At 43.8% G+C, this 20786-nt stretch carries 17 protein-coding genes; 9 read left to right on the top strand and 8 right to left on the bottom strand.

Annotated elements, in window-relative coordinates:
• Positions 1–73 precede the first annotated feature (73 nt).
• The 7 genes from FTV13_RS00670 to FTV13_RS00640 all read right to left on the bottom strand — a co-directional run bounded on the left by FTV13_RS00670 (position 74) and on the right by FTV13_RS00640 (position 6181).
• Positions 74–448: a hypothetical protein gene (locus FTV13_RS00670; protein ID WP_180010655.1), complete on the bottom strand. Its 375-nt coding sequence runs from the start codon at positions 446–448 to the stop codon at positions 74–76.
• A gap of 207 nt (positions 449–655) precedes the next feature.
• On the bottom strand, positions 656–1546 hold the full coding sequence (xerA, locus tag FTV13_RS00665) for a site-specific tyrosine recombinase/integron integrase (RefSeq protein ID WP_180010732.1): 891 nt from the start codon (positions 1544–1546) through the stop codon (positions 656–658).
• A 38-nt stretch (positions 1547–1584) separates the two neighbouring features.
• A complete protein-coding gene (locus tag FTV13_RS00660; RefSeq protein ID WP_180010653.1) occupies positions 1585–2190 on the bottom strand; it encodes an alpha/beta fold hydrolase in 606 nt (201 codons plus the stop codon).
• A gap of 95 nt (positions 2191–2285) precedes the next feature.
• Positions 2286–3131 carry a diaminopimelate epimerase gene (dapF, locus tag FTV13_RS00655; protein ID WP_004784684.1) on the bottom strand — a complete coding sequence of 282 codons (846 nt, stop codon included), beginning with the start codon at positions 3129–3131 and terminating at the stop codon, positions 2286–2288.
• Positions 3132–3143: 12 nt separating this feature from the next.
• Complete coding sequence (gene lysA / locus FTV13_RS00650) at positions 3144–4388, bottom strand: diaminopimelate decarboxylase (protein WP_180010650.1); 1245 nt, start codon at positions 4386–4388, stop codon at positions 3144–3146.
• Positions 4389–4412: 24 nt separating this feature from the next.
• Complete coding sequence (locus FTV13_RS00645) at positions 4413–4646, bottom strand: lipoprotein (protein WP_005236736.1); 234 nt, start codon at positions 4644–4646, stop codon at positions 4413–4415.
• 131 nt (positions 4647–4777) lie between these two features.
• The gene (locus FTV13_RS00640) at positions 4778–6181 is read right to left on the bottom strand and encodes an amino acid permease (protein ID WP_180010648.1); all 1404 of its coding nucleotides are present in this window, start codon (positions 6179–6181) and stop codon (positions 4778–4780) included.
• A 321-nt stretch (positions 6182–6502) separates the two neighbouring features.
• Here FTV13_RS00640 and FTV13_RS00635 point away from each other — a divergent pair, with 321 nt between their 5' ends.
• Positions 6503–7849, top strand: coding sequence for a sodium:alanine symporter family protein (locus tag FTV13_RS00635; protein ID WP_034170962.1), 1347 nt, complete (start codon positions 6503–6505; stop codon positions 7847–7849).
• Between the two features lie 72 nt (positions 7850–7921).
• On the opposite strand, the gene FTV13_RS00630 is transcribed toward FTV13_RS00635, so the two are convergent.
• The gene (locus tag FTV13_RS00630; protein ID WP_180010646.1) at positions 7922–8353 is read right to left on the bottom strand and encodes a hypothetical protein; all 432 of its coding nucleotides are present in this window, start codon (positions 8351–8353) and stop codon (positions 7922–7924) included.
• Positions 8354–8541: 188 nt separating this feature from the next.
• On the opposite strand from FTV13_RS00630, the gene radA reads away from it, so the two are divergent.
• From radA to FTV13_RS00590, 8 genes are all read left to right on the top strand, one after another.
• Positions 8542–9930, top strand: a complete 1389-nt coding sequence (gene radA, locus FTV13_RS00625) for a DNA repair protein RadA (protein ID WP_180010644.1) — start codon at positions 8542–8544, stop codon at positions 9928–9930.
• A 117-nt stretch (positions 9931–10047) separates the two neighbouring features.
• Positions 10048–11052 carry a Tim44 domain-containing protein gene (locus tag FTV13_RS00620; RefSeq protein WP_180010642.1) on the top strand — a complete coding sequence of 335 codons (1005 nt, stop codon included), beginning with the start codon at positions 10048–10050 and terminating at the stop codon, positions 11050–11052.
• Between the two features lie 250 nt (positions 11053–11302).
• Positions 11303–11827 carry a tetratricopeptide repeat protein gene (locus FTV13_RS00615; RefSeq protein WP_180010640.1) on the top strand — a complete coding sequence of 175 codons (525 nt, stop codon included), beginning with the start codon at positions 11303–11305 and terminating at the stop codon, positions 11825–11827.
• A 305-nt stretch (positions 11828–12132) separates the two neighbouring features.
• Positions 12133–13515, top strand: coding sequence for an adenosylhomocysteinase (ahcY, locus tag FTV13_RS00610; RefSeq protein WP_180010638.1), 1383 nt, complete (start codon positions 12133–12135; stop codon positions 13513–13515).
• A gap of 184 nt (positions 13516–13699) precedes the next feature.
• The gene (gene metF, locus FTV13_RS00605; protein ID WP_180010636.1) at positions 13700–14536 is read left to right on the top strand and encodes a methylenetetrahydrofolate reductase [NAD(P)H]; all 837 of its coding nucleotides are present in this window, start codon (positions 13700–13702) and stop codon (positions 14534–14536) included.
• A 31-nt stretch (positions 14537–14567) separates the two neighbouring features.
• Entirely contained in the window at positions 14568–15278 is a 711-nt protein-coding gene (locus FTV13_RS00600) for a 16S rRNA (uracil(1498)-N(3))-methyltransferase (RefSeq protein WP_180010634.1), read from the top strand.
• Positions 15279–15455: 177 nt separating this feature from the next.
• Positions 15456–18332: a bifunctional diguanylate cyclase/phosphodiesterase gene (locus tag FTV13_RS00595; protein ID WP_180010632.1), complete on the top strand. Its 2877-nt coding sequence runs from the start codon at positions 15456–15458 to the stop codon at positions 18330–18332.
• 141 nt (positions 18333–18473) lie between these two features.
• Entirely contained in the window at positions 18474–20753 is a 2280-nt protein-coding gene (locus tag FTV13_RS00590; RefSeq protein WP_180010630.1) for an NADP-dependent malic enzyme, read from the top strand.
• Positions 20754–20786 lie beyond the last annotated feature (33 nt).

Here is a 20786-nt window from a genome sequence, read left to right as displayed (position 1 = left end):
TGGAATACTGTCAATCTATTTCAGGACAAGACAAACAATAAAAAAGGATGACCTTAGTCATCCTTCATGTTCATTAAACTTGCAGAAAGTCACGATGCACATGACTCAGTTCAATCAATTCATAAGACTTTAGATCAAAAATATTCCAGATTTCGAGCGCATCTTCTTTCAGGTCAACAGCTTGACTGGCTCGTTGCGTGGTCTGCCATTGCAGATCAGAAATCCATAGATAATACTGGTCTGTATCAGGATTATAAGCCTGTATTTTCCCTTCCGCATTAATCCCTTGCACAATTGCCCCTTCAGGGAGAACGGCTTCAATAGTGGGCAAGCTAATCTCAACAAAATGTTTGATCTGGCGTAAACCATAACCCGCGAACATGTCTTTTTGAGCTGGGCTTAACTGCGCATACTTTTGTTGTATATCCGGGATAATTGCTGTGTCCATAAAAATTCCAGTATCGAGATCGCTGATTTTCTTTTAAAAATTGATTACTATTTATACTTATATCCGAAAACAGCCATTTGAAAAATAAGACAATAGTGAAATATCTTTCCAACAGTCTGTTCAGGTCATATTTTGAGCATGATACATGAAAGTTTTATGCCATGAATCCTAATCATCCGACAAGCGGAAGAAAACTTTATATTTTCCCTATTCTTTATGCTGTGCCCGCGGATGCGCCTGATCATAAATCTGCGCAAGTCGATCAAAATCAATATGAGTATAAATTTGTGTAGTACTCAAATTGCTATGCCCCAACATTTCCTGAACGGCACGAAGATCACCGCTATTCGACAGCATATGACTGGCAAAACAATGCCGCAATAAATGCGGATGCAGGTCAACATTAACCCCTGCACGCTGCGCCTGAAACTTGACCCGGTTTTCAATTTGCCGTGCACCAAGCGGATTGCCTTTTTGGGTGATAAATACATTCGCGTCAGGTACAAAATCACCATTCCAGAGCGGATAAATTTTTAGCCATTCCATCAGGCTGTCTTTGGCTTTTGAGCCAAAAGGCACTACCCGGGTTTTATTTCCTTTACCGGTAATCCGCAGGAGCTGACGATTAAAATCAACATCCTTGATTCTTAAGCTCTGAATTTCTGCCAAACGTAAACCACTGGAATAAAGTAATTCTAGAATCGCCTTGTCTCTCAACCACATTTGCTGCTGCGCTTCGGTTTCTGGAGCCGGCTGGTCCAGAATCTGGTTCACAGTTTCAATATCGACCATACCCGGCAAAGGACGTGACTGACGTTTCAACTGAAAATCATCAGCCGGATTAAATGCCAGATACTGCGCTTGCTCTGCCCATTTCATAAACTGGCGAATCGAAGAGAGCATCCGCTGCAAGCTACTCGAACTTAATCCGTGCTGCTCGACTTTTTCAGCCAGAAATTGGCGTAAATCCGTGGCTTCCACATCATTGAGCGTAAGTTGTTGTACTGCGCAGAATTCCAGAAAATCAGCCACATCACGTTCATAGGCCTGCAAGGTATGTTTAGACTGGTTTTGGATCTCACGTTCTTTGAGCCAGATTCCGAGCAAGTCTTTTGCACAAAGCTTTACTTGCTCCATTAAATTGACTCCAGCCAGGCTTCAATCAGTTCTGCGACCTGTACTGGATGAGTCGCCGCAAAGAAATGATCCCCGCCTTGAATTACATGCAGGTTTGCATGTTTCAAATTTTGCTTTAAGCATTGCCCCACCTGAACGGTACTTAAAGCGTCTTGGTCACCCCAGATCAGTAGAACAGGAATCTCAAGATTGCTTAACTGTTTCAGGCTAAATACGGTTTGATCTTGTAAAAACCAATCAGGAACATCTTTAAACTGCTCGCGATAATCTATCCGCCAATCAGCACAACCGAACTGTGATAGATCCACACCACCAGAAGTTGCCAATAAAACCAGTCCTTTGACTTTCTGTGGATGATGCAGTGCAATTCCAACTGCAAGAACTCCCCCCATGGACTGGGCAACCAGAATCGAATCATCCTCAATCTGCTCTGTGATGAGTTCCTGCAGATCATGAAGATTTTGAATAGTTGAATTTGGTTCTACCCCATCGAAGCCCGGATATGTCAATATTTTTGTAGATTGATCTGTTTTTAAATGAGCCAACAACGGCTGCCAAAAGCCTTGGCTGCCTGATGCACCCGGTAAAAACACAAGCTGATTCATAGAGCTGTTGTGATATCAATTAAATATGGAATTCATCCTATCATAAAAAAAGCACCGTACTATGTGCGGTGCTTTTTAGAGAAATAAATGTGGGATTAACCCTGGAAGTAGCGCAAGTCCAGTCGACCTTCATAAACATTGGCAGTTGGACCTGTCATCCAGACTACATCACCTTCTTTCCATTCAATCTGCAATTTACCACCCGCAAGTTCAATTTCGACCTTGCTAGATAACAAACCACGGCGCATACCAGACACTGCTGCAGCACAGGCACCTGTACCACAAGCCAGTGTTTCGCCTACACCACGCTCATAAACACGTAAACGAGCATGCTTTTCATCAATGATCTGCATAAATCCAGCATTAACGCGTGCCGGGAAACGCACATGAGATTCCACCTGTGGACCAATTTTAGCCACATCAGCAGTCAACACATCCGGAACAATCGTCACTGCATGTGGATTACCCATATTCACCACATCAATCGTCAGTTTCTCACCACCCGCCAGATCGATGTCATACAGATTTTCCGGTTCTTCAGCCACGAATGGAATTTCCTGAGGTAGGAATTTTGGATAACCCATATTCACTCGTACCCAGCCATTGGCACCAAGTTCAGGTTCCACGATTCCAGCTTTGGTCTGTACCTTGATTTTGGTTTTAGTCGTTAATTGACGTTCATGCACGAAACGGGCAAAACAGCGCACACCATTACCGCACTGCTCAACTTCAGAACCATCCGCATTAAAAATACGGTATTTAAAATCTGCACTTGGAATATCAGGCGGTTCAACAATCAAGAGCTGGTCAAAACCCACACCAAAGTTACGATTTGCCAAGCGCTGAATAGTGAGAGTATCCAGATAAGCACGCTGGCTAATCAGGTCTACCACCATAAAATCATTGCCCAGGCCATGCATCTTGGTAAATTCAAGCAACATTATTCAGTCTCCTTAAGGCAATAAACGCTCACGTTCCCAAAGTGATTCAACCGTTTCACGCTCACGAATCAGATGCGCCTGATCACCATCCACCATCACTTCAGCAGCACGGCCACGACTGTTATAGTTTGAACTCATTACGAAACCATATGCACCAGCCCCAAGAACTGCTAGTACATCATTTTCTTTAATGGCAAGCTCGCGTTCTTTGCCCAGGAAATCGCCTGTTTCACAGATCGCGCCCACCACATCCCATTCTTTTGTTTCCACATCTGTACGCGGTGTCACAGACTGAATATCCATCCATGCTTCATATAAAGCTGGACGAATCAGGTCATTCATCGCGGCATCAATGATGGCAAAGTTACGGTGATTGGTTGGTTTCAGCAGATCCACTTTGGTCAGTAAAACACCTGCATTGGCAGAGATACTACGGCCAGGCTCCATATAAACTTTCAAACCCAGTTTTTCTAAAGCCGGACGCATGGCACTGGCATATTCTTCAACCGATGGTGGTATTTCATCTTTATATGTCACACCCAGACCACCACCAATATCGATGTGTTTCAGGTTGATGCCCATGTCTTTCAGCTTGTCGATCATCACAATGACACGATCCAGCGCATCAACAAACGGCTGAGTTTCAGTCAACTGCGAACCGATATGACAGTCAATCCCGACCACTTCAAGATTTGGCAATGATGCTGCATAAGCATAGGTATCAAATACGCTATCTGATGGAATACCAAATTTGTTTTCTTTTAAACCAGTGGAAATATATGGATGAGTCTTGGCATCAACATCCGGATTAACACGTAGAGAAATCGGCGCTTTAACCTTAAGTTCAGCCGCTACTTTCTGAATACGGTCCAGTTCGGCATAAGATTCCACATTAAAACAGGCGATGCCTACTTCTAATGCCTTTTTAATATCTGCTTCAGATTTACCCAAGCCTGAGAATACGATTTTTGAAGGCTCACCACCGGCTTTCAAGACACGAGCCAGTTCACCACCAGTCACGATATCGAAACCAGCACCCTGCTTGGCCAATACATTCAATACCGCAAGATTAGAGTTTGACTTTACCGCAAAACAGATTTGATGATCGATAAAGCTAAAAGCACGGTCCATATCCAGATAATGCTTTTCAAAAGTTGCTTTTGAATAAACATAAAGTGGTGTGCCAAATTGCTCTGCGAGCTGTTGCAGTGAACATTGCTCAGCATGCAATACCCCATTAATGCGGGTGAAACTCATGAATGTATCCTTTCTCTGAAAGTCTTAAGGAGATGGTGTTGAATCGGATTCAGCGGGCGCTTCAAATTGCTGCTTGACCGGCGCATCCTGTTGTTCATCTGATACTTGCGGTGCAGATTCAGTATTTTTATAGAGTAAATACTTGGCACGTTTATCGTAGTTTGGATCATTTGGAAGATGTAAAGCTCCCGACTGCCCACAACCGACCAAGGCAAAACCGACTGTAATTAAACTGATGTAGCAAATGACCTGACGCATCTGACCACCTATATGAGTATTTTCGATGAAGTATAACGCGATCATCCGCATGACCAAAGCGCTAAACGCTAGAGAGTATATTCAGACATAAAAAAACGCCAGCAGATCGCTGACGTTTTTATTGATATGGATTATTTATGTTTCTGTTTATATAAGCCTAAATATCCAATAATCAGCAAAATGAACCAGACCGGACTGACCATCAAGGCACGACGGGTATCATCTTCCAGCGATAACACACCAATCATACCAACAAAGAAAATAATGACGATCCAGCAAGTCACCAATCCACCAGGCAGCTTGAATATGGATTTAGCATGCAATTCCGGACGGGTACGGTAATAGATCATGTAGCTCCAGATAATGATCAGCCATACACAGATAAACAGAATAGTCGACAAAGTCGTTGCTAAGGTAAATGCTTCAACCGTATTCGGCACGAAGTATTGTAATGCTGCACCGAGCAATAAACAGATCGCTGAGAAATACAAAGCATTCGCTGGAACGGCGCGCGAATTCAAACGACCAAATGCTTTCGGTGCCTGTTCTTCACGAGACAAACCAAACAGCATACGGCTGGTCGAGAACACCCCACTGTTCATTGATGACATTACTGATGACAGCACCACCAGGTTCATGATGATTGCTGCCGCCGCAATACCTGCCTGACTGAACAGATTCACGAACGGAGAAACATTTGGATTGATCTGATCCCATGGTGTCACTGACATCACAATGATCAGAGCCAGCACATAGAAAATAATGATACGGATCGGAATCGAGTTCACCGCTTTCGGCAGGTTACGCTCTGGATCTTTGGTTTCAGCAGCCGTAGTACCAACCAGCTCTACACCTACAAAGGCGAAAATCGCAATCTGAAAACCAGCCAGGAAACCCATAGTCCCAGTCGGAAATAAACCGCCATGATCCCAGATATGGGCAAATGAAGCGACCGTACCTGCATCATTAGTAAAGCCAGTAAAGACCATCCACAGACCCACACCAATCAAAACAATAATGGCGATAATCTTGATCAGGGCAAACCAGAATTCCATTTCACCAAACAGTTTCACGGTTGCCAGGTTCAAGCCCATGATGAAGACAATAGAGGCTATACTGATCAACACGCCTTCACCCGGAGTAAATGGCAGACCGTTATTAAAGAATTGCAAGTAATAGATAATGGCTGACAAATCCGCGATACCAATCGTGATCCAGCATAACCAGTAGGTCCAGCCGACAAAATAACCTGCCCATGGCCCGATCAGATCTGTGGCAAAATCAATAAAAGATTTATATTGCAGATTGGATAACAATAATTCACCCAATGCACGCATGACCAGAAACACCATAAAACCGATGATCATATAAATCACCAGAATGGATGGTCCTGCCAGGCTAATGGTTTTCCCTGAACCCATAAACAGGCCGGTGCCAATCGCACCCCCAATGGCAATTAACTGCAGGTGCCGGTTGGATAAACTACGCTGTAGCTCACCATCTTCCGATGATGAGTGACTATATTTTTCTGACATTATTTCATTTCAACTTTGAGTTTTAATCGCGACAAATTAACGTAAAAAACATGGAATACAAAAAGAAAATTCGCATCATTTGTATTTTCCAACTAATCTTGCAAGTTAATTTATTTTTCTTATATCAATATTCATTTATCTTTAGTCTTAGTTTTAAGGCGCAATGAATACAGGATTTTTCTTGTCAAAGCGCTGAAACTATGTAAAAAATAGAATACAAATCCGCCAATATTCGCGTTTAGGATGAGCGCGCATGGCATAGCAATTGCTTTTCAATCAACATCTCAAATAAAGCTGACACGGATAAATAAGAAGAAATTTATGCAAAATTTACAAAGCATCATGGAAACCGTCAGTGGCTGGGTCTGGGGCCCATATATGCTGGTCCTCATTGTCGGTACCGGTATATTCCTGACCTTCCGCCTGCTGTTCTGGCAGTTCCGCATGTTGCCACTGGCCTTTAAACAGGTTTTTGGCAAACACCCTTCGCATGAAGGCGATATTTCCCAGTTTGGCTCACTCATGACCGCACTGTCAGCTACAATCGGTACCGGTAATATTGCCGGTGTGGCAACTGCCTGTGTACTGGGTGGTCCTGGGGCCGTATTCTGGATGTGGATGACTGCCCTGTTCGGAATGGCAACCAAATATGGCGAAGGTGTACTGGCCGTCAAATACCGGGTTAAAAATGAACGCGGTGAAATGTCTGGCGGTCCAATGTATTACATTGAGCGTGGCCTGAAATGGAAATGGCTGGCGCTGATCTTTGCGTTCTTTGGTGCTGTCGCATCTTTCGGAATTGGTAGTTCAGTTCAGTCCAACACTGTTGCACTTGCAGTAGAAAATGGTTTCGGTCTGGAAACCTGGGTTACAGGTATCGTGATCACTGCGTTTTCTGCACTGGTAATTCTAGGCGGGATTAAGTGGATTTCTAGAGCTGCTTCCTTCATCGTTCCAATTATGGCGATTGGTTATGTGGCGGGCGGTCTGATCATTATTTTCACTCATCTCGATTTAGTGGGCCCTGCACTGAAAATGATTTTCACCTATGCCTTTACTGGTGAAGCTGCCGTAGGTGGTGCGATTGGTGCGGCGATTCGTTATGGTGTCGCGCGTGGTGTCTTCTCGAATGAAGCTGGTATGGGTTCGGCACCGATTGCCGCTGCTGCTGCAAAAACCGATCACCCGGCACGTCAAGGTCTGGTTTCCATGACCGGAACCTTTATTGACACGATTATTGTCTGTTCGATTACCGGTATTGTCCTGGTGATGGGCTTCATCATGGCCGGCAGTGATTTTGGTGGACAAACCGGTGCTGTTCTGACCGTTTCTACATTTAATAAACTGCTGCCAGGTATCGGTGGCTGGATCGTGACCTTCGGTATTATCTTCTTCGCCTATTCCACCATTTTAGGCTGGAGCTACTACGGGGAAAAATGTGCGACCTATCTGCTCGGTGAGAAATTTGTATTCCCTTATCGCATCATATATATCCTGTCAGTATTTATTGGCTGTGTAGCAACACTGGATCTGGTGTGGCTGTTTGCAGATACCTTCAACGGTTTGATGGCGATTCCAAACTTGATCGGCCTGTTACTGCTGTCTGGTGTGATCGTGAAAGAATCCAAAGATTTTATTGCTCGCCGTAAATCAGGTGAACTGTATTAATCAAATTTAAAACCCTTAATAAAAAAGCCACTTTCTTAGTGGCTTTTTTATTATTTAAGTTTGCTAAAAATATCAGTTCACACGGCCAGAAAATCCACCGTCATCATCATGAGCTTGATTTAGATTCAAGAACTCTTCACGATCGGCTTCAATTTCCAGCGCAGTTTCTAGGGATAATACAAAGAACAGCACACCTGGAATCTTCATCTCCCCGTCAGCATCTTCAAGATGTTCACTGACCATTTGGTAAATAGGATTAGCTTCATCAAATGGCACATCGATATAAAGATCGCCTGAATAACTTTCAATCACACCAGGCTGTTCTATCCCCATGCAAGGTGCAAAGTTAATTTGGCGTTGCTTCAGCCATTCCATCAGGTTCTGACGTAAATGATAAGACTCAGCATCGGCATTTTCATGTTCGTAATTTTCAAAATGTACAAATAATACATCACGGTCTTTTTCACGTGCGATCGCATCGATATGTTTTAAAAGTTGTGGCATGTCAGGTTTCCTGTACCCGTGATGAATTTCTCCATTATAGAAGGTATTTGACTTGCATGTAGAAAGGTTAATCCATATGCGTCATATGCTGACGTAAATCAGTGACTTTTTCAGCCAAAGGTCTTGGTTTTCAGTCTCATTCACCGCTATGCTGTAGCCCCCATTCCCAATATTTATTTTCGGAAATTATGGCTAAAGCAAAAAGTGTGTATCGTTGTGAACAATGTGGAGCAGACCATCCTAAATGGGCGGGTCAGTGTTCTGAATGTGGGGAATGGAACAGTCTGGTAGAAGTCAGTATTGCGCCAGCAACGACACATCGTGCTCAGCCAAAAATTGGGGGCTATGCCGGTCAGGCAGCAGCGATTACCACCTTAAACAAAGTCTCCGTTTCACATGAAACCCGGTTGCAAACAGGGATTGGTGAGTTTGACCGAGTCTTAGGCGGTGGTCTCGTTACAGGTTCTGTGGTTCTGATTGGTGGTGATCCGGGGATTGGTAAATCAACTATTCTGCTGCAAACCGCAACCCATATGGCAGCAGGTAATAGCTCTGCCCTATATGTGACAGGTGAAGAGTCTTTATCTCAGGTGGCATTACGCGCCCAGCGTCTGGACTTACCAACTGACCAACTGAAAGTCATGGCAGAAACCTGTGTCGAACGTATTTGTGAAGTGCTGGCTCAGGAACGTCCTGCTGTTGCTATTTTGGACTCGATTCAGACTTTATATACCGAAACCTTGCAGTCTGCACCAGGTGGTGTGTCACAGATTCGTGAATCTGCAGCCCTACTGACCCGTTTCGCCAAAAATAGCGGCACTGCCCTGTTTATTGTTGGTCACGTGACCAAAGAAGGTGCCTTAGCAGGTCCGCGTGTATTGGAACATATGGTGGACTGTGTGCTGTATTTTGAAGGCCAGTCGGATTCTCGTTACCGTATGATCCGCGCAGTCAAAAACCGTTTTGGTGCAGTCAATGAACTTGGCGTCTTTGGCATGACCGATAAAGGTCTGCGGGAAGTCGCCAATCCATCTGCTATTTTCCTCAGTCGTTATGATGAAGCGATTCCAGGTTCCATCGTCATGATTAGCCGTGAAGGGACTCGCCCACTTTTGGTTGAAGTTCAAGCTTTAGTCGATGATGCTCATGGCCAGCCACGCCGTGTAGCCTTGGGGTTAGAGCAAAACCGTCTGAATATGCTCCTTGCCGTAATGCATCGTCATGGTGGCGTACAAACATCAGGACAGGATGTCTATGTCAATATCGTCGGTGGTTTAAAGATTACCGAAACCGGTTCTGACCTGGCTGTACTTTTAGCGTGTGCATCCAGTATCCGGACCAAAGCATTGCCTCAGCAACTGGCTGTTTTTGGTGAAGTTGGTCTTTCTGGCGAAATTCGTCCGGTACCGAATGGTCAGGAACGTCTGAAGGAAGCCGTTAAACACGGTTTTAAATATATTATTTTACCGCGTGCCAATGCACCGCAAAAAACGATTCCCGGTGTGCAAGTCATTGCTGTAGCTCGATTGCATGAAGCCCTGAGTGAAGCCATGAGCCTAAGTGATGAACTCAGTTAGTTTTAATCGATAAATCTTGCGAAAAGCCTAAAAAAATACACATTTTTGATTGAAATCCCCTATAAAGCCTATATAAATAGAGTATTCAAATAAGTTTTTTTCACATAGGAAAATTGAATGGAAGTTCGACAGCGTGGTTTGATTGCAGGTCTTTTAACAGCAGCATTACTGGTTGCTCCTTTAACTGCTGAAGCAAAACGTGCCGGTGGCGGTAAAAGCCATGGTATGCAACGTTCTGCTGCGCCTACCCAATCTTATCAACAACCTCGTCAAGCTGCGCCAGCACAACAGGCTCCAGCTGCTGGTGCTGCAACTCAGCAAAGATCTGGCCCAGGTGTAGGTAGTATGGTTGCTGCCGGTGTAGCAGGTGCTGCAGTGGGTGCAGTTGCTGCCAATGCGCTGGCTGATGACAAAGAAGTACAAGCGGCTTCTGAAGCTCAAGCAGCTCAACAGCAACAAGAGGAAAAAAGTGGTATTCCAGGGTGGATCTGGATTTTACTTGCTGCCGCTGTTGCCTTCTTCATTTTCCGTAAGATGGGCGCAAAAAAAAAAGTAGCTTCTAATCCATACGCTCCAAATAGTGGTGCTGGTCATTCAGCACCATTTGGTCAGACACCTCCTCGCGGTGGTGACAATACCAATATTTTTGGTCAGAACGTGGGTGGTAGCACACCAAGCACGAATACACCGTTTGGTTCAGCTCCGGTAAATAACGCGCCATTTGGTGCAGCCTATACCAATAGCGGCAACCAGCTTCCAGATGGAACAGAACCTGCGACTTTCTTACGTGTTGCACGTCAGCGCTTCAACCACATTCAGTCAATGAATACGGCGAGCAACATTTCAGAAATTAAACGTTACCTGACCCCTGATCTTTACCAGTCGATGTATAACGACATTATGGCAAATCAGGATCAGGACGTAGCTGAGTTTTCTAACCTGAATGCAATGGTGGTAGATTCATCGAATGAGAATGGTCAATACGTAGTAAGCGTACGCTTCACTGGTACTGTAAGTGAAGACCTGAATAGCCAACCTCAACCATTTGCTGAAATCTGGCACTTTGTCAAACCTGCCGGTTCTCAACAAGATTGGGTGGTTGCAGGAATCCAGCAAGACTAAGTTTTTATCTCATTAATCGTATATCAACAGCGGCTTTCGGGCCGCTGTTTTGTTTTCTGAATCATTGAAAACTATTTAATTTTATTCTTGTTCTCTTTCTATTTGTTTTTATTGTTATTCCTCTAAACAAATAGCTTCGTTTGCGTGTTTTAAGCGCTTTCAGTCGACTTTTATACAAAAGCCAATTTTCGGATTGGCTTTTTTATTTTGAACCTTTTAATCTAGATACAAAGATATTTGAGATACTGACATGACTGAGCGTGTTTCTCCCCCTGCCACGCTGGCAAACCGCGCACTGGCAGGCAATGCCGAAGCCCAATTTGAGCTTGCCGAACTCTATATGCAAAGCGAGCATGACGAAGACATCATGCTAGCCGAAGAGTGGGCATTGAAAGCAGCCAATGGTGGCTGGGTTGAAGCCATGTACTGGCTCGGTGAGGGTTATACGGTTTATGCCAAAGAAATCGCTGAGGAAGATCCTGACGATTCCAAAGCTCACTTTGAGTTAGCCTATTACTGGTTGAGTAAAGCCAATTTCGAAAAACACCCTGCAGCGACTTTAGAACTGGCTGGTTTTTACCGTCGTGGTGATGTGGTCGAAAAAGATGTTGAAAAATCTATCGCTCTTGTAAAGCAAGCAGCTGAATGGGGTGAAGTTCAAGCCATGCGTGATCTTGCCTTTATTTATGCCAATGGTCTTGGTGTCGTCGCTGATGATATACAGGCAGATTACTGGACTAAGAAAGCAGATGAAATTGAGCAGGACATAGAATAAATAAAAAGCCCATCAGATGATGGGCTTTTTTACGAGAATAAAACTTTATTTCAGCTTTTAAATATCAGGATATTTCTCAAAATATTTTCAAAATTTTCTTATTAGTCAGATATTAAACAATTTCGGATTGGAACCAAATTAATTTCCAAGTACAATACCCCGCTAGTCGAGGGATGCTGCGACGTTTTACAGGTACGAAATGTAAAAGCGCCAGGCTCGACGATCGGTCCAACTTTTTCTAGACAGACCAACAACGGCATCCGCGAACTGAATGATCAATTATTGTTTTTTATAAGGAGATCGTGATGAACGCGGTTAATGCTTCATTTACAGATTATAAAGTTGCTGATATTTCCCTAGCTGACTACGGCCGTAAAGAAATCAAACTTGCAGAAGCTGAAATGCCAGCCCTAATGGGTCTGCGTAAACGCTACTCAGCTGCTAAACCGCTTGCTGGTGCCAAAATTCTTGGCTGTATCCACATGACTATTCAAACTGCGGTTTTAATTGAAACTCTGGTTGAATTAGGCGCTGAAGTTCGTTGGACTTCTTGCAACATCTTCTCTACTCAAGACCATGCTGCTGCTGCAATCGCTGCACGTGGTATTCCTGTATTTGCATGGAAAGGCGAAACAGAAGAAGAATACATGTGGTGTCTTGAGCAACAGATCAATGTGAACGGCAAACCTTGGGATGCCAACATGATTCTGGATGATGGTGGTGACTTGACAGCTGTTGTTCACGAAAAATATCCTGAACTGATTGCAAAAATCCACGGTATTACTGAAGAAACCACTACAGGTGTAGCGCGTCTTCTGGAAATGTGGAAAGATGGCTCTCTGAAAGTTCCAGCGATTAACGTCAACGATTCAGTAACCAAGTCTAAAAACGATAACAAATACGGTTGCCGTCACTCTCTAAATGATGCGATCAAACGTGCAACTGACATGCTGCTTTCTGGCCGTCGTGCGTTAGTGATCGGCTATGGTGACGTAGGTAAAGGTTCTGCTCAGTCTCTTCGTCAAGAAGGTATGATCGTACGTGTATCTGAAATCGATCCAATCTGTGCGATGCAAGCATGCATGGACGGTTATGAAGTGGTTTCTCCATACAAAAATGGCGTTCAAACTGGCAAAAAAGAAGATGTGAACGTTGATCTTCTTCAAAATACCGACCTGATCGTGACTACCACTGGTAACTACCACGTATGTGACGCTGCAATGTTGGATACCCTGAAAGCTGGCGCAGTGGTTTGTAACATCGGTCACTTCGACACTGAAATCGATACTAACTACCTACGTGGTTACAAATGGGTTGAAGTGAAACCTCAAGTACACCAAGTATATCGTTCAGAAAACGAAAATGATTACCTGATCCTTCTTTCTGAAGGTCGTCTGGTGAACCTTGGTAATGCAACAGGTCACCCTTCACGTGTGATGGATGGTTCATTTGCTAACCAAGTCTTGGGTCAAATGCATTTATTCGCTGAGAAATTTGCTGATCTACCTGAAGATCAAAAACAAGCAGCGATTCGCGTTGAACTGCTTCCTAAGAAATTAGATGAAGAAGTTGCGGCAGCCATGGTTGCAGGCTTTGGTGGTGTGTTAACGCAGTTAACGCAAGAACAAGCAGATTACCTTGGCGTAGCTGTTGAAGGTCCGTTTAAGTCTGATGCTTATAAATATTAATTTTTGATTTCCACCTCACCCCGGCCCTCTCCTATAAGGAGAGGGAGATTTCCATTGTGAAAATTGTTATAGGGTAAGTCTTTAAAGACTTTAACTATCACAATGGTAGTCCCTTCTCCCTCTGGGAGAAGGTTAGGATGAGGGTAATCTATAAAATACAAGTATTTATAAAAAGGATTTGAACATGTCTAAACAGATTCCAATTTCTTTTGAGTTTTTCCCGACTAAAACTGATGCGGGTGCGGAAAAACTCAAAGTGGTTCACCAAGAACTGCAACAGTTGAATCCAGAATTCTTCTCTGTGACTTATGGGGCTGGCGGTTCAACACGTGAACGTACTTTATCTACGATTAATGATTTTAACGGTAAAGGCACACCCGTTGCTCCTCACCTGTCTTGTATCGGCGATGACAAAGCGCGTATCGCTGAACTGCTTGATTTGTATAAAGCACAAGGGATTGATCGTATTGTCGCACTGCGTGGTGACTTGCCATCTGGTCAGGTGGGCCTAGGTGAATTGCCTTATGCACAGGATCTGGTTCGCTTTATCCGTGAACATTCAGGTGATCATTTCCATATCGAAGTTGCTGCTTATCCTGAAATGCACCCACAAGCAGACAGCTTTGATAAAGATATTCAGCACTTTGTGGATAAGGTAAATGCCGGTGCCAATGCGGCATTGACCCAGTTTTTCTTTAATCCAGATGCATACTTCTACTTTGTAGACCGTATCCAGAAAGCTGGAATCGATATTCCGGTTGCGCCGGGTATTATGCCGATTACCAATGCCAGCAACCTGATTCGCTTCGCAGATGGTACAGGCGCAGAAATTCCACGCTGGATTCGCAAGCAACTGGCAAATTATGGGGATGACACTGCAAGCATTAAAGCCTTTGGTCATGAAGTCGTCGTGAAATTCTGTGAACGCCTGATTGCTGGCGGTGCACCAAGCCTGCATTTCTACACCATGAATACCACTGATCCAACCCGTCAACTTGTTAAAGACCTCGGTCTTGCATAAGTAAAATACCTGATTTGAGAGTAAAACTTTAATGCCACGTTTTTTTATTGAAGCTGATTTAGCAGTAGATACCACTGTAGAACTGACTGAAACAGTGTTTCATCATTGGGTTAAAGTTTTACGTGCTCAAGTCGGCGAAAAAGCCACCCTGTTTAATGGACAAGGTGGTGAATATGAAGTTGAACTGGTTGAAGTTTCCAAAAAGTCGGCTGCTGTACAGGTCAATAGTTACAACCCTACGGATCGCACACCCAAATTTAAGGCTTTGCTTGGCCAGGTCATGAGTAAAGGTGACCGCATGGATTATGCGATCCAGAAAGCGGTCGAACTGGGTGTATCTGAAATTCAGCTTTTAACCTCTGAACGCTGTGAGATGCGCCTGAAATACGACCGCGACCAGAAAAAACTGGATCATTGGCAAGGTGTGGCGATTGCCGCTTGCGAACAGTGTGGAATGAACATTGTTCCTAAAATTTTAGCGCCAATGTCACTTGAAAAATGGCTGGAAACCGATCTTCCTACTACCAAACTGGTGCTAGCGCCAAATAAAGAAGAAATTGATGTTCTGGTGAATGCCACGCCGGATATTGCCTTGCTGATTGGCCCTGAAGGTGGCTTGAGTGAAGCAGAAATCCTAGCGGCGAATGCGCAAGGCTTTGTCAATTGGTGTATTGGTGAACGTGTCCTGCGTACCGAAACTGCTCCTGTCGTTGCCCTCTCAATTTTGAATTACACTATTTAAGCGGTCAAAATTGTAAAATTTAGTTATTAATTTTATTGATTTTTATTTATAAACACTCTACTCTTGAGTCAATAATAATGAAACACATATTGATTGATTTAAGAATCATTCAAGCTTGAATAAAAATTAAAATCTAGGATAAAAACCGTTCAGGACGAATACAAGGCACTTAATTATATGATTGATAATCAAGAGGCTTATATCAAAGAGCACTTGCATCGTGCTCAGATTGCGAACACGCTTCGACATAGCCGATATTTTCTGTTAAGTATCATGATTATTTGCCTCTATATTTTCTGTGTTTATCACATTCAATATAGCTTATCGAATAGTTACTTTAATCTCTGGTTTATCCTGACTGAAATTACCGTCAGCATGTGCTGGCTCATCAATACCCTGTATTTTAAGCCTGAACAATATCAACTAAAAAATGCGCATTACTGGTTACAAATTCAGAGCCTTGCGGTAGGTTGCTGTATCGCTTCCGGTATTTCCCTGATTTATTATTACTTGCCACAGGCCAATATTAATTTTGATGAAATAGAAGCACTGACTCTATCAGCCTTGCTATTAATAGTGACTCAAGCTTTCGGTCTGACTTATTTAACCCAGAAGCTCAGTTATTTTTCACTGGTATTTTTGCCTTCATTGGTACCCTTTTTACTCTTTCAATTTTTTCATATCTCAGGTGCCAATCCAGTCTTTGGTCTAGCCTTAAATTTTGCAGTCATTGTGATCTTGCTCTGTGCCAATAGTACCTATCGTATTCATACCCGTACTTCCCGCCTTTATGCAGAAAATGAATTGCTGGTGAATAATGCCGAACAACAGGTCGCCTGGACGGATGAACTGTGCAAACAGCTACAAACGGAAGTCAATAAATCAAAAGATATCGAACTGGAGCTACAACTCAGCAATCAACTACTAGAGCAGAAAGTTCGTGAACGTACTTATGATATTGAACAGATTAATATTGATCTGAAAAACCAGCAGCAAAACCTTGAACTGACTCATGAAATCGCCGGTATCCGTCCATGGGACTGGAATATCAAAGACCGCAGTATTTTGCTGACCAATCATAAAGATGAGAAGGTACAACGGAAATCCAGTGAGCATCATTTGCAGTTACAACATATGATTCATCCCGATGATCTGGCTGCATTCAAAAGCAATATGAAACAGCATCTGCGTGGGAAAACTGAGCGCTATGAAGTAACTTACCGGATTCAGCAAGCGCCGGGAGTCTGGAGTTGGGTACATGATGTAGGTCGGGTGATCAGTCGCGATCCCGAAACTCACCGTCCTTTACGCATGGTGGGAATTTTGCGTGATATTCAACAGGAACGTAGTTCTCAAGAACGCCTGAAACTGGCAGCCAGTGTAATTGAGCAAGCAGCTGAAGGGATCTTCATCCTAAATGATGAATTACGTTATATCGAAGTGAACCCTTATTTCGAAAATTTGTCCGGTTTTGAACGTAATGAAATTCTAGGTAAATATCTGTTTGATATTACTGCAAGTCATAAGTCACAGCAGCGCAGCATTCATTCCAATATCATCAAGCAAGTCGTGAAAATCGGTTCCTTTGATGGCGAACTGAGTGAAAAATTCCTGTCCGGCAAAGAAATGCCACTCTGGTTGCATATCAATGCGATTACCGATGATGAAGGCCGTATCACCCATTATATCGGCATTGTCTCTGATCTGACTGAGCGTAAATTACAGGAACAGCGCCTGTCTTATCTGGAAAATTACGACACACTGACTGATTTACCGAACCGTTTTTACTATAACTACCAGCTGCATCAATATCTGATGACGCAAAAAGATTCCATCAAGAAAATGGCGGTGATCCGACTCAATATCGACCGTTTCCGTCCATTGAATGAATACCTGTCTAATAATGGTGGTGATGAGCTGTTGCGTCAGGTGGCACAGCGCTTACGTCTGACTAATGCTGAAGCCCTGTTTGTGGCCCATCTAAATGGTGACGATTTTGCGATTCTGTATGAAATCTCGCATATTCGCCCGTCTGTACAGGAACACTGTCAACGAATTGCTGAAGCCTTCCAGGCTCCTTTCCATATTTTTGGACAAGATTATGTGATTACCCTATCGATGGGCGTGGCCTTCTATCCGGATCATGGTCGTCAGCTAGATTATTTGAATAACTGTGCTGAACAGGCGCTGAGTGAAGCCAAAAATCTCGGCGGGAATACTATCCATTTCTACTCCAATGAAAATACAGCTTTGCTAGAGCAAGGAATTTTCATTGAACGCGATCTGCGTAAAGCCATCCAGAATGGCGAACTGATAGTTTATTATCAACCGAAAATTAATTTCAATGACCAGCATATTTATGGCTTTGAAGCTTTAGTGCGCTGGAAACATCCAGAAAAAGGCATCATCCCACCTAGCTTGTTTATTCCTTTAGCCGAACAGACCAGCCTGATTTCCGAGATCGGCCGTCTGGTGATTCAGCAAACTGCCAAACAGATTCGTGAATGGAATGATCTTGGCTTTCATAATATCTGTGTCTCTGTGAATATCGTGGCACAGCAACTGCGTCGTGGTCAGTTACTCGATGATCTGGATCAGGCCATTAGCGAAAACCAGATTTCTGGCACCAGTCTGGAACTGGAAATTACTGAATCTTCACTGATTGAAAACTCTGAATCTGTCAAAAATCTGCTGAACCAGATCAAGCAGCGCCAGATTAATATCTCGCTGGATGACTTCGGAACCGGTTATTCTTCTTTGTCCTATCTTGCCGATTTTCCTATTGACATTCTCAAAATTGACCGCAGTTTTGTCTCTAAAATTGGCGAACATAAACAGGAAGCGATTGTCAGCGCCATGGTTGCGATGGGTAAAGCCATGGGCATGACTGTCGTCGCTGAAGGTATTGAAACTGAAGAACAGCTGCAATATCTGCGTGATTTAGATTGTGATATTGCCCAAGGCTACTTCTTCTCCAAGCCATTGCCGGAACTGGAAGCAACTGCATATTTAGAACAGAATCGCGTTGCTGAAACTTATATATATCAAGTCTAAGTCTATATCTACCTCGAATAAGATTGTCGCAAAAATGGTCGACTTTGACTGGGCTAAGTGCTTAACAAATGTTATATTCAGAGCCATAAATGCAATTTTTTACCCGCTTTCTGGGTAATCTTTACAACGATAGAGATACAGATGGACGAACAATCTTTAAAGCAGCAGGCTCTTTACTATCACGAATTCCCTACTCCAGGAAAAATCAGCGTTACACCAAGCAAACAATTGGTCAACCAACGTGACTTAGCCCTTGCTTACTCGCCTGGCGTTGCCGCACCATGTCTTGAGATTGAACGCGATCCTTCAACAGCTGCACTTTATACCGCACGCGGTAACCTGGTTGCAGTGGTCAGTAACGGTACAGCAGTTCTTGGTTTGGGTAATATTGGCCCACTGGCGTCTAAACCAGTCATGGAAGGTAAAGGCGTACTGTTCAAAAAATTTGCGGGTGTTGATGTATTCGATATCGAAATTGCTGAAAATGATCCAGACAAGATTGTTGATATTGTCGCTTCTCTAGAGCCCACTTTTGGCGGGATCAACCTGGAAGACATTAAGGCTCCAGAATGTTTCTATATTGAACAGAAACTTCGTGAACGCATGAAAATTCCTGTGTTCCACGATGACCAGCATGGTACTTCAATCATTGTAGGTTCTGCTCTTCTGAATGCATTGCAATTAAATGGCAAAAAAATTGATGAAATCAAGATCATTGCTTCAGGTGCCGGCGCTGCTGCCCTGTCTTGCTTGAACTTGCTTTGTGCCCTTGGCGCGAAAAAAGAAAATATCATCGTTGCTGACTCACGTGGTCTATTAACAACTAAACGTGAAGGTCTGGACGAATCTAAAAAAGCATATGTACAAGACATTGATGCCTCTCAGATCGGTGACGTGATTGCAGGTGCAGATATGTTCTTGGGTCTTTCTGCAGCCGGTATTCTCACCAAAGAAATGGTGAAACTGATGGCCAAAGATCCAATTATCTTTGCCTTGGCGAACCCGGATCCAGAAATTCTGCCTGAACATGCACACGAAGTTCGTGATGACGTCATTATGGCGACTGGCCGTTCTGACTATCCGAACCAAGTGAACAATGCACTGTGCTTCCCTTATATCTTCCGTGGTGCATTAGACGTTGGTGCCACCACTATTAATGAAGAGATGAAAATTGCCTGCGTACACGCGATTGCACGTATGGCACACATAGAAGCAGATGCTGCATCTTATGGCGAAAAATCAGCTTCTTTCGGCCGTGATTACCTGATTCCTGGTCCACTGGATCAACGCCTGATTCTGGAAATTGCGCCTGCAGTTGCTCAAGCTGCAATGGATTCTGGCGTGGCAACTCGTCCAATTCAGGATTTCTCGGCATATCGTCAACGTCTGTCTGAGTTTGTTTACAACTCAGCCTTCATGATGAAACCAATCTTTGCACAAGCTAAAACAGATCCTAAACGTATCGCTTATGCAGAAGGTGAAGACCTGCGTGTACTTCGTGCTGCACAAATTGCAGTGGATGAAGGCTTGGCAAAACCGATTCTGGTAGGTCGTCCAGCAGTCATCGAAGCCAATATCAAGAAATTGGGCTTACGTCTTGAAGATGGTGTCAACATCACCATCGTAGATCAGGAAAAGAACCCGGATTACGAAAAATTTGCAGACGACTATTACAACCTGATGCAACGCAAAGGTGTAACGCCTGAATATGCACACCGTGAAGCGCGTCGCCGTTCTACCCTGATCGCTGCGATGCTGGTTCGTCATGGCATGGCGGACGGTATGTTATGTGGTACTTACTCAAGCTATGACATCCATCTGGACTTTGTCAGCAATGTCATCGGCAAACAGGATGGCCATAATACCTTCTTCACCTTAAACGCATTAATGCTTGAAGAGCGCAACCTGTTTATCGCGGATACCTACATCAACCGTAATCCAACGGCTGAACAGCTTGCTGAGATGACGATTCTGGCTGCTGAAGAAGTACGTCGTTTCGGTATTACTCCACGTGTTGCCCTACTTTCTCACTCTAGCTTCGGTTCAGACCAGCACGATGCCAGCGCACAAAAAATGCGCCGTGTATATGAAATCCTTTCTGAAACTGCACCTGAGCTTGAAGTTGAAGGTGAAATGCATGGTGATGCAGCACTGGACGAAAATATCCGTCAGTTTGCATTCCCGAACTCTCGTTTCAAAGGTTCTGCAAACTTGCTGATCATGCCAAATCTGGATGCAGCCAATATTTCGTTTAACCTGTTAAAAGCAACTTCAGGTAATAACGTGACCATTGGTCCTATCCTGCTTGGTGCTGCGAAACCTGTTCATATCCTGACACCAACTGCAACGACTCGTCGCGTAGTGAATATGACAGCGTTAACTGTTGCTGAAATTCAGGAAGCAGAAAAAAACGCGCTTTAAGGAATGTACGCATCAGCGTAACTTCTTGACTTG

Origin of the sequence: Acinetobacter sp. YH12235, from assembly GCF_013417705.1 — a bacterium.
In the GTDB taxonomy this organism is placed as follows: Bacteria; Pseudomonadota; Gammaproteobacteria; order Pseudomonadales; family Moraxellaceae; genus Acinetobacter.
This window is presented reverse-complemented; position numbering and strand designations above follow the sequence as displayed.

Coding starts and splice junctions, on each gene's coding strand:
- FTV13_RS00640 (WP_180010648.1), bottom strand. CDS start 6,181: ATGTCAGAAAAATATAGTCACTCATCATCGGAAGATGGTGAGCTACAG.
- FTV13_RS00615 (WP_180010640.1), top strand. CDS start 11,303: ATGACTGAGCGTGTTTCTCCCCCTGCCACGCTGGCAAACCGCGCACTG.
- FTV13_RS00595 (WP_180010632.1), top strand. CDS start 15,456: ATGATTGATAATCAAGAGGCTTATATCAAAGAGCACTTGCATCGTGCT.
- FTV13_RS00630 (WP_180010646.1), bottom strand. CDS start 8,353: ATGCCACAACTTTTAAAACATATCGATGCGATCGCACGTGAAAAAGAC.
- FTV13_RS00645 (WP_005236736.1), bottom strand. CDS start 4,646: ATGCGTCAGGTCATTTGCTACATCAGTTTAATTACAGTCGGTTTTGCC.
- ahcY (WP_180010638.1), top strand. CDS start 12,133: ATGAACGCGGTTAATGCTTCATTTACAGATTATAAAGTTGCTGATATT.
- FTV13_RS00590 (WP_180010630.1), top strand. CDS start 18,474: ATGGACGAACAATCTTTAAAGCAGCAGGCTCTTTACTATCACGAATTC.
- lysA (WP_180010650.1), bottom strand. CDS start 4,388: ATGAGTTTCACCCGCATTAATGGGGTATTGCATGCTGAGCAATGTTCA.
- FTV13_RS00660 (WP_180010653.1), bottom strand. CDS start 2,190: ATGAATCAGCTTGTGTTTTTACCGGGTGCATCAGGCAGCCAAGGCTTT.
- FTV13_RS00670 (WP_180010655.1), bottom strand. CDS start 448: ATGGACACAGCAATTATCCCGGATATACAACAAAAGTATGCGCAGTTA.
- FTV13_RS00635 (WP_034170962.1), top strand. CDS start 6,503: ATGCAAAATTTACAAAGCATCATGGAAACCGTCAGTGGCTGGGTCTGG.
- dapF (WP_004784684.1), bottom strand. CDS start 3,131: ATGTTGCTTGAATTTACCAAGATGCATGGCCTGGGCAATGATTTTATG.
- FTV13_RS00620 (WP_180010642.1), top strand. CDS start 10,048: ATGGAAGTTCGACAGCGTGGTTTGATTGCAGGTCTTTTAACAGCAGCA.
- metF (WP_180010636.1), top strand. CDS start 13,700: ATGTCTAAACAGATTCCAATTTCTTTTGAGTTTTTCCCGACTAAAACT.
- FTV13_RS00600 (WP_180010634.1), top strand. CDS start 14,568: ATGCCACGTTTTTTTATTGAAGCTGATTTAGCAGTAGATACCACTGTA.
- radA (WP_180010644.1), top strand. CDS start 8,542: ATGGCTAAAGCAAAAAGTGTGTATCGTTGTGAACAATGTGGAGCAGAC.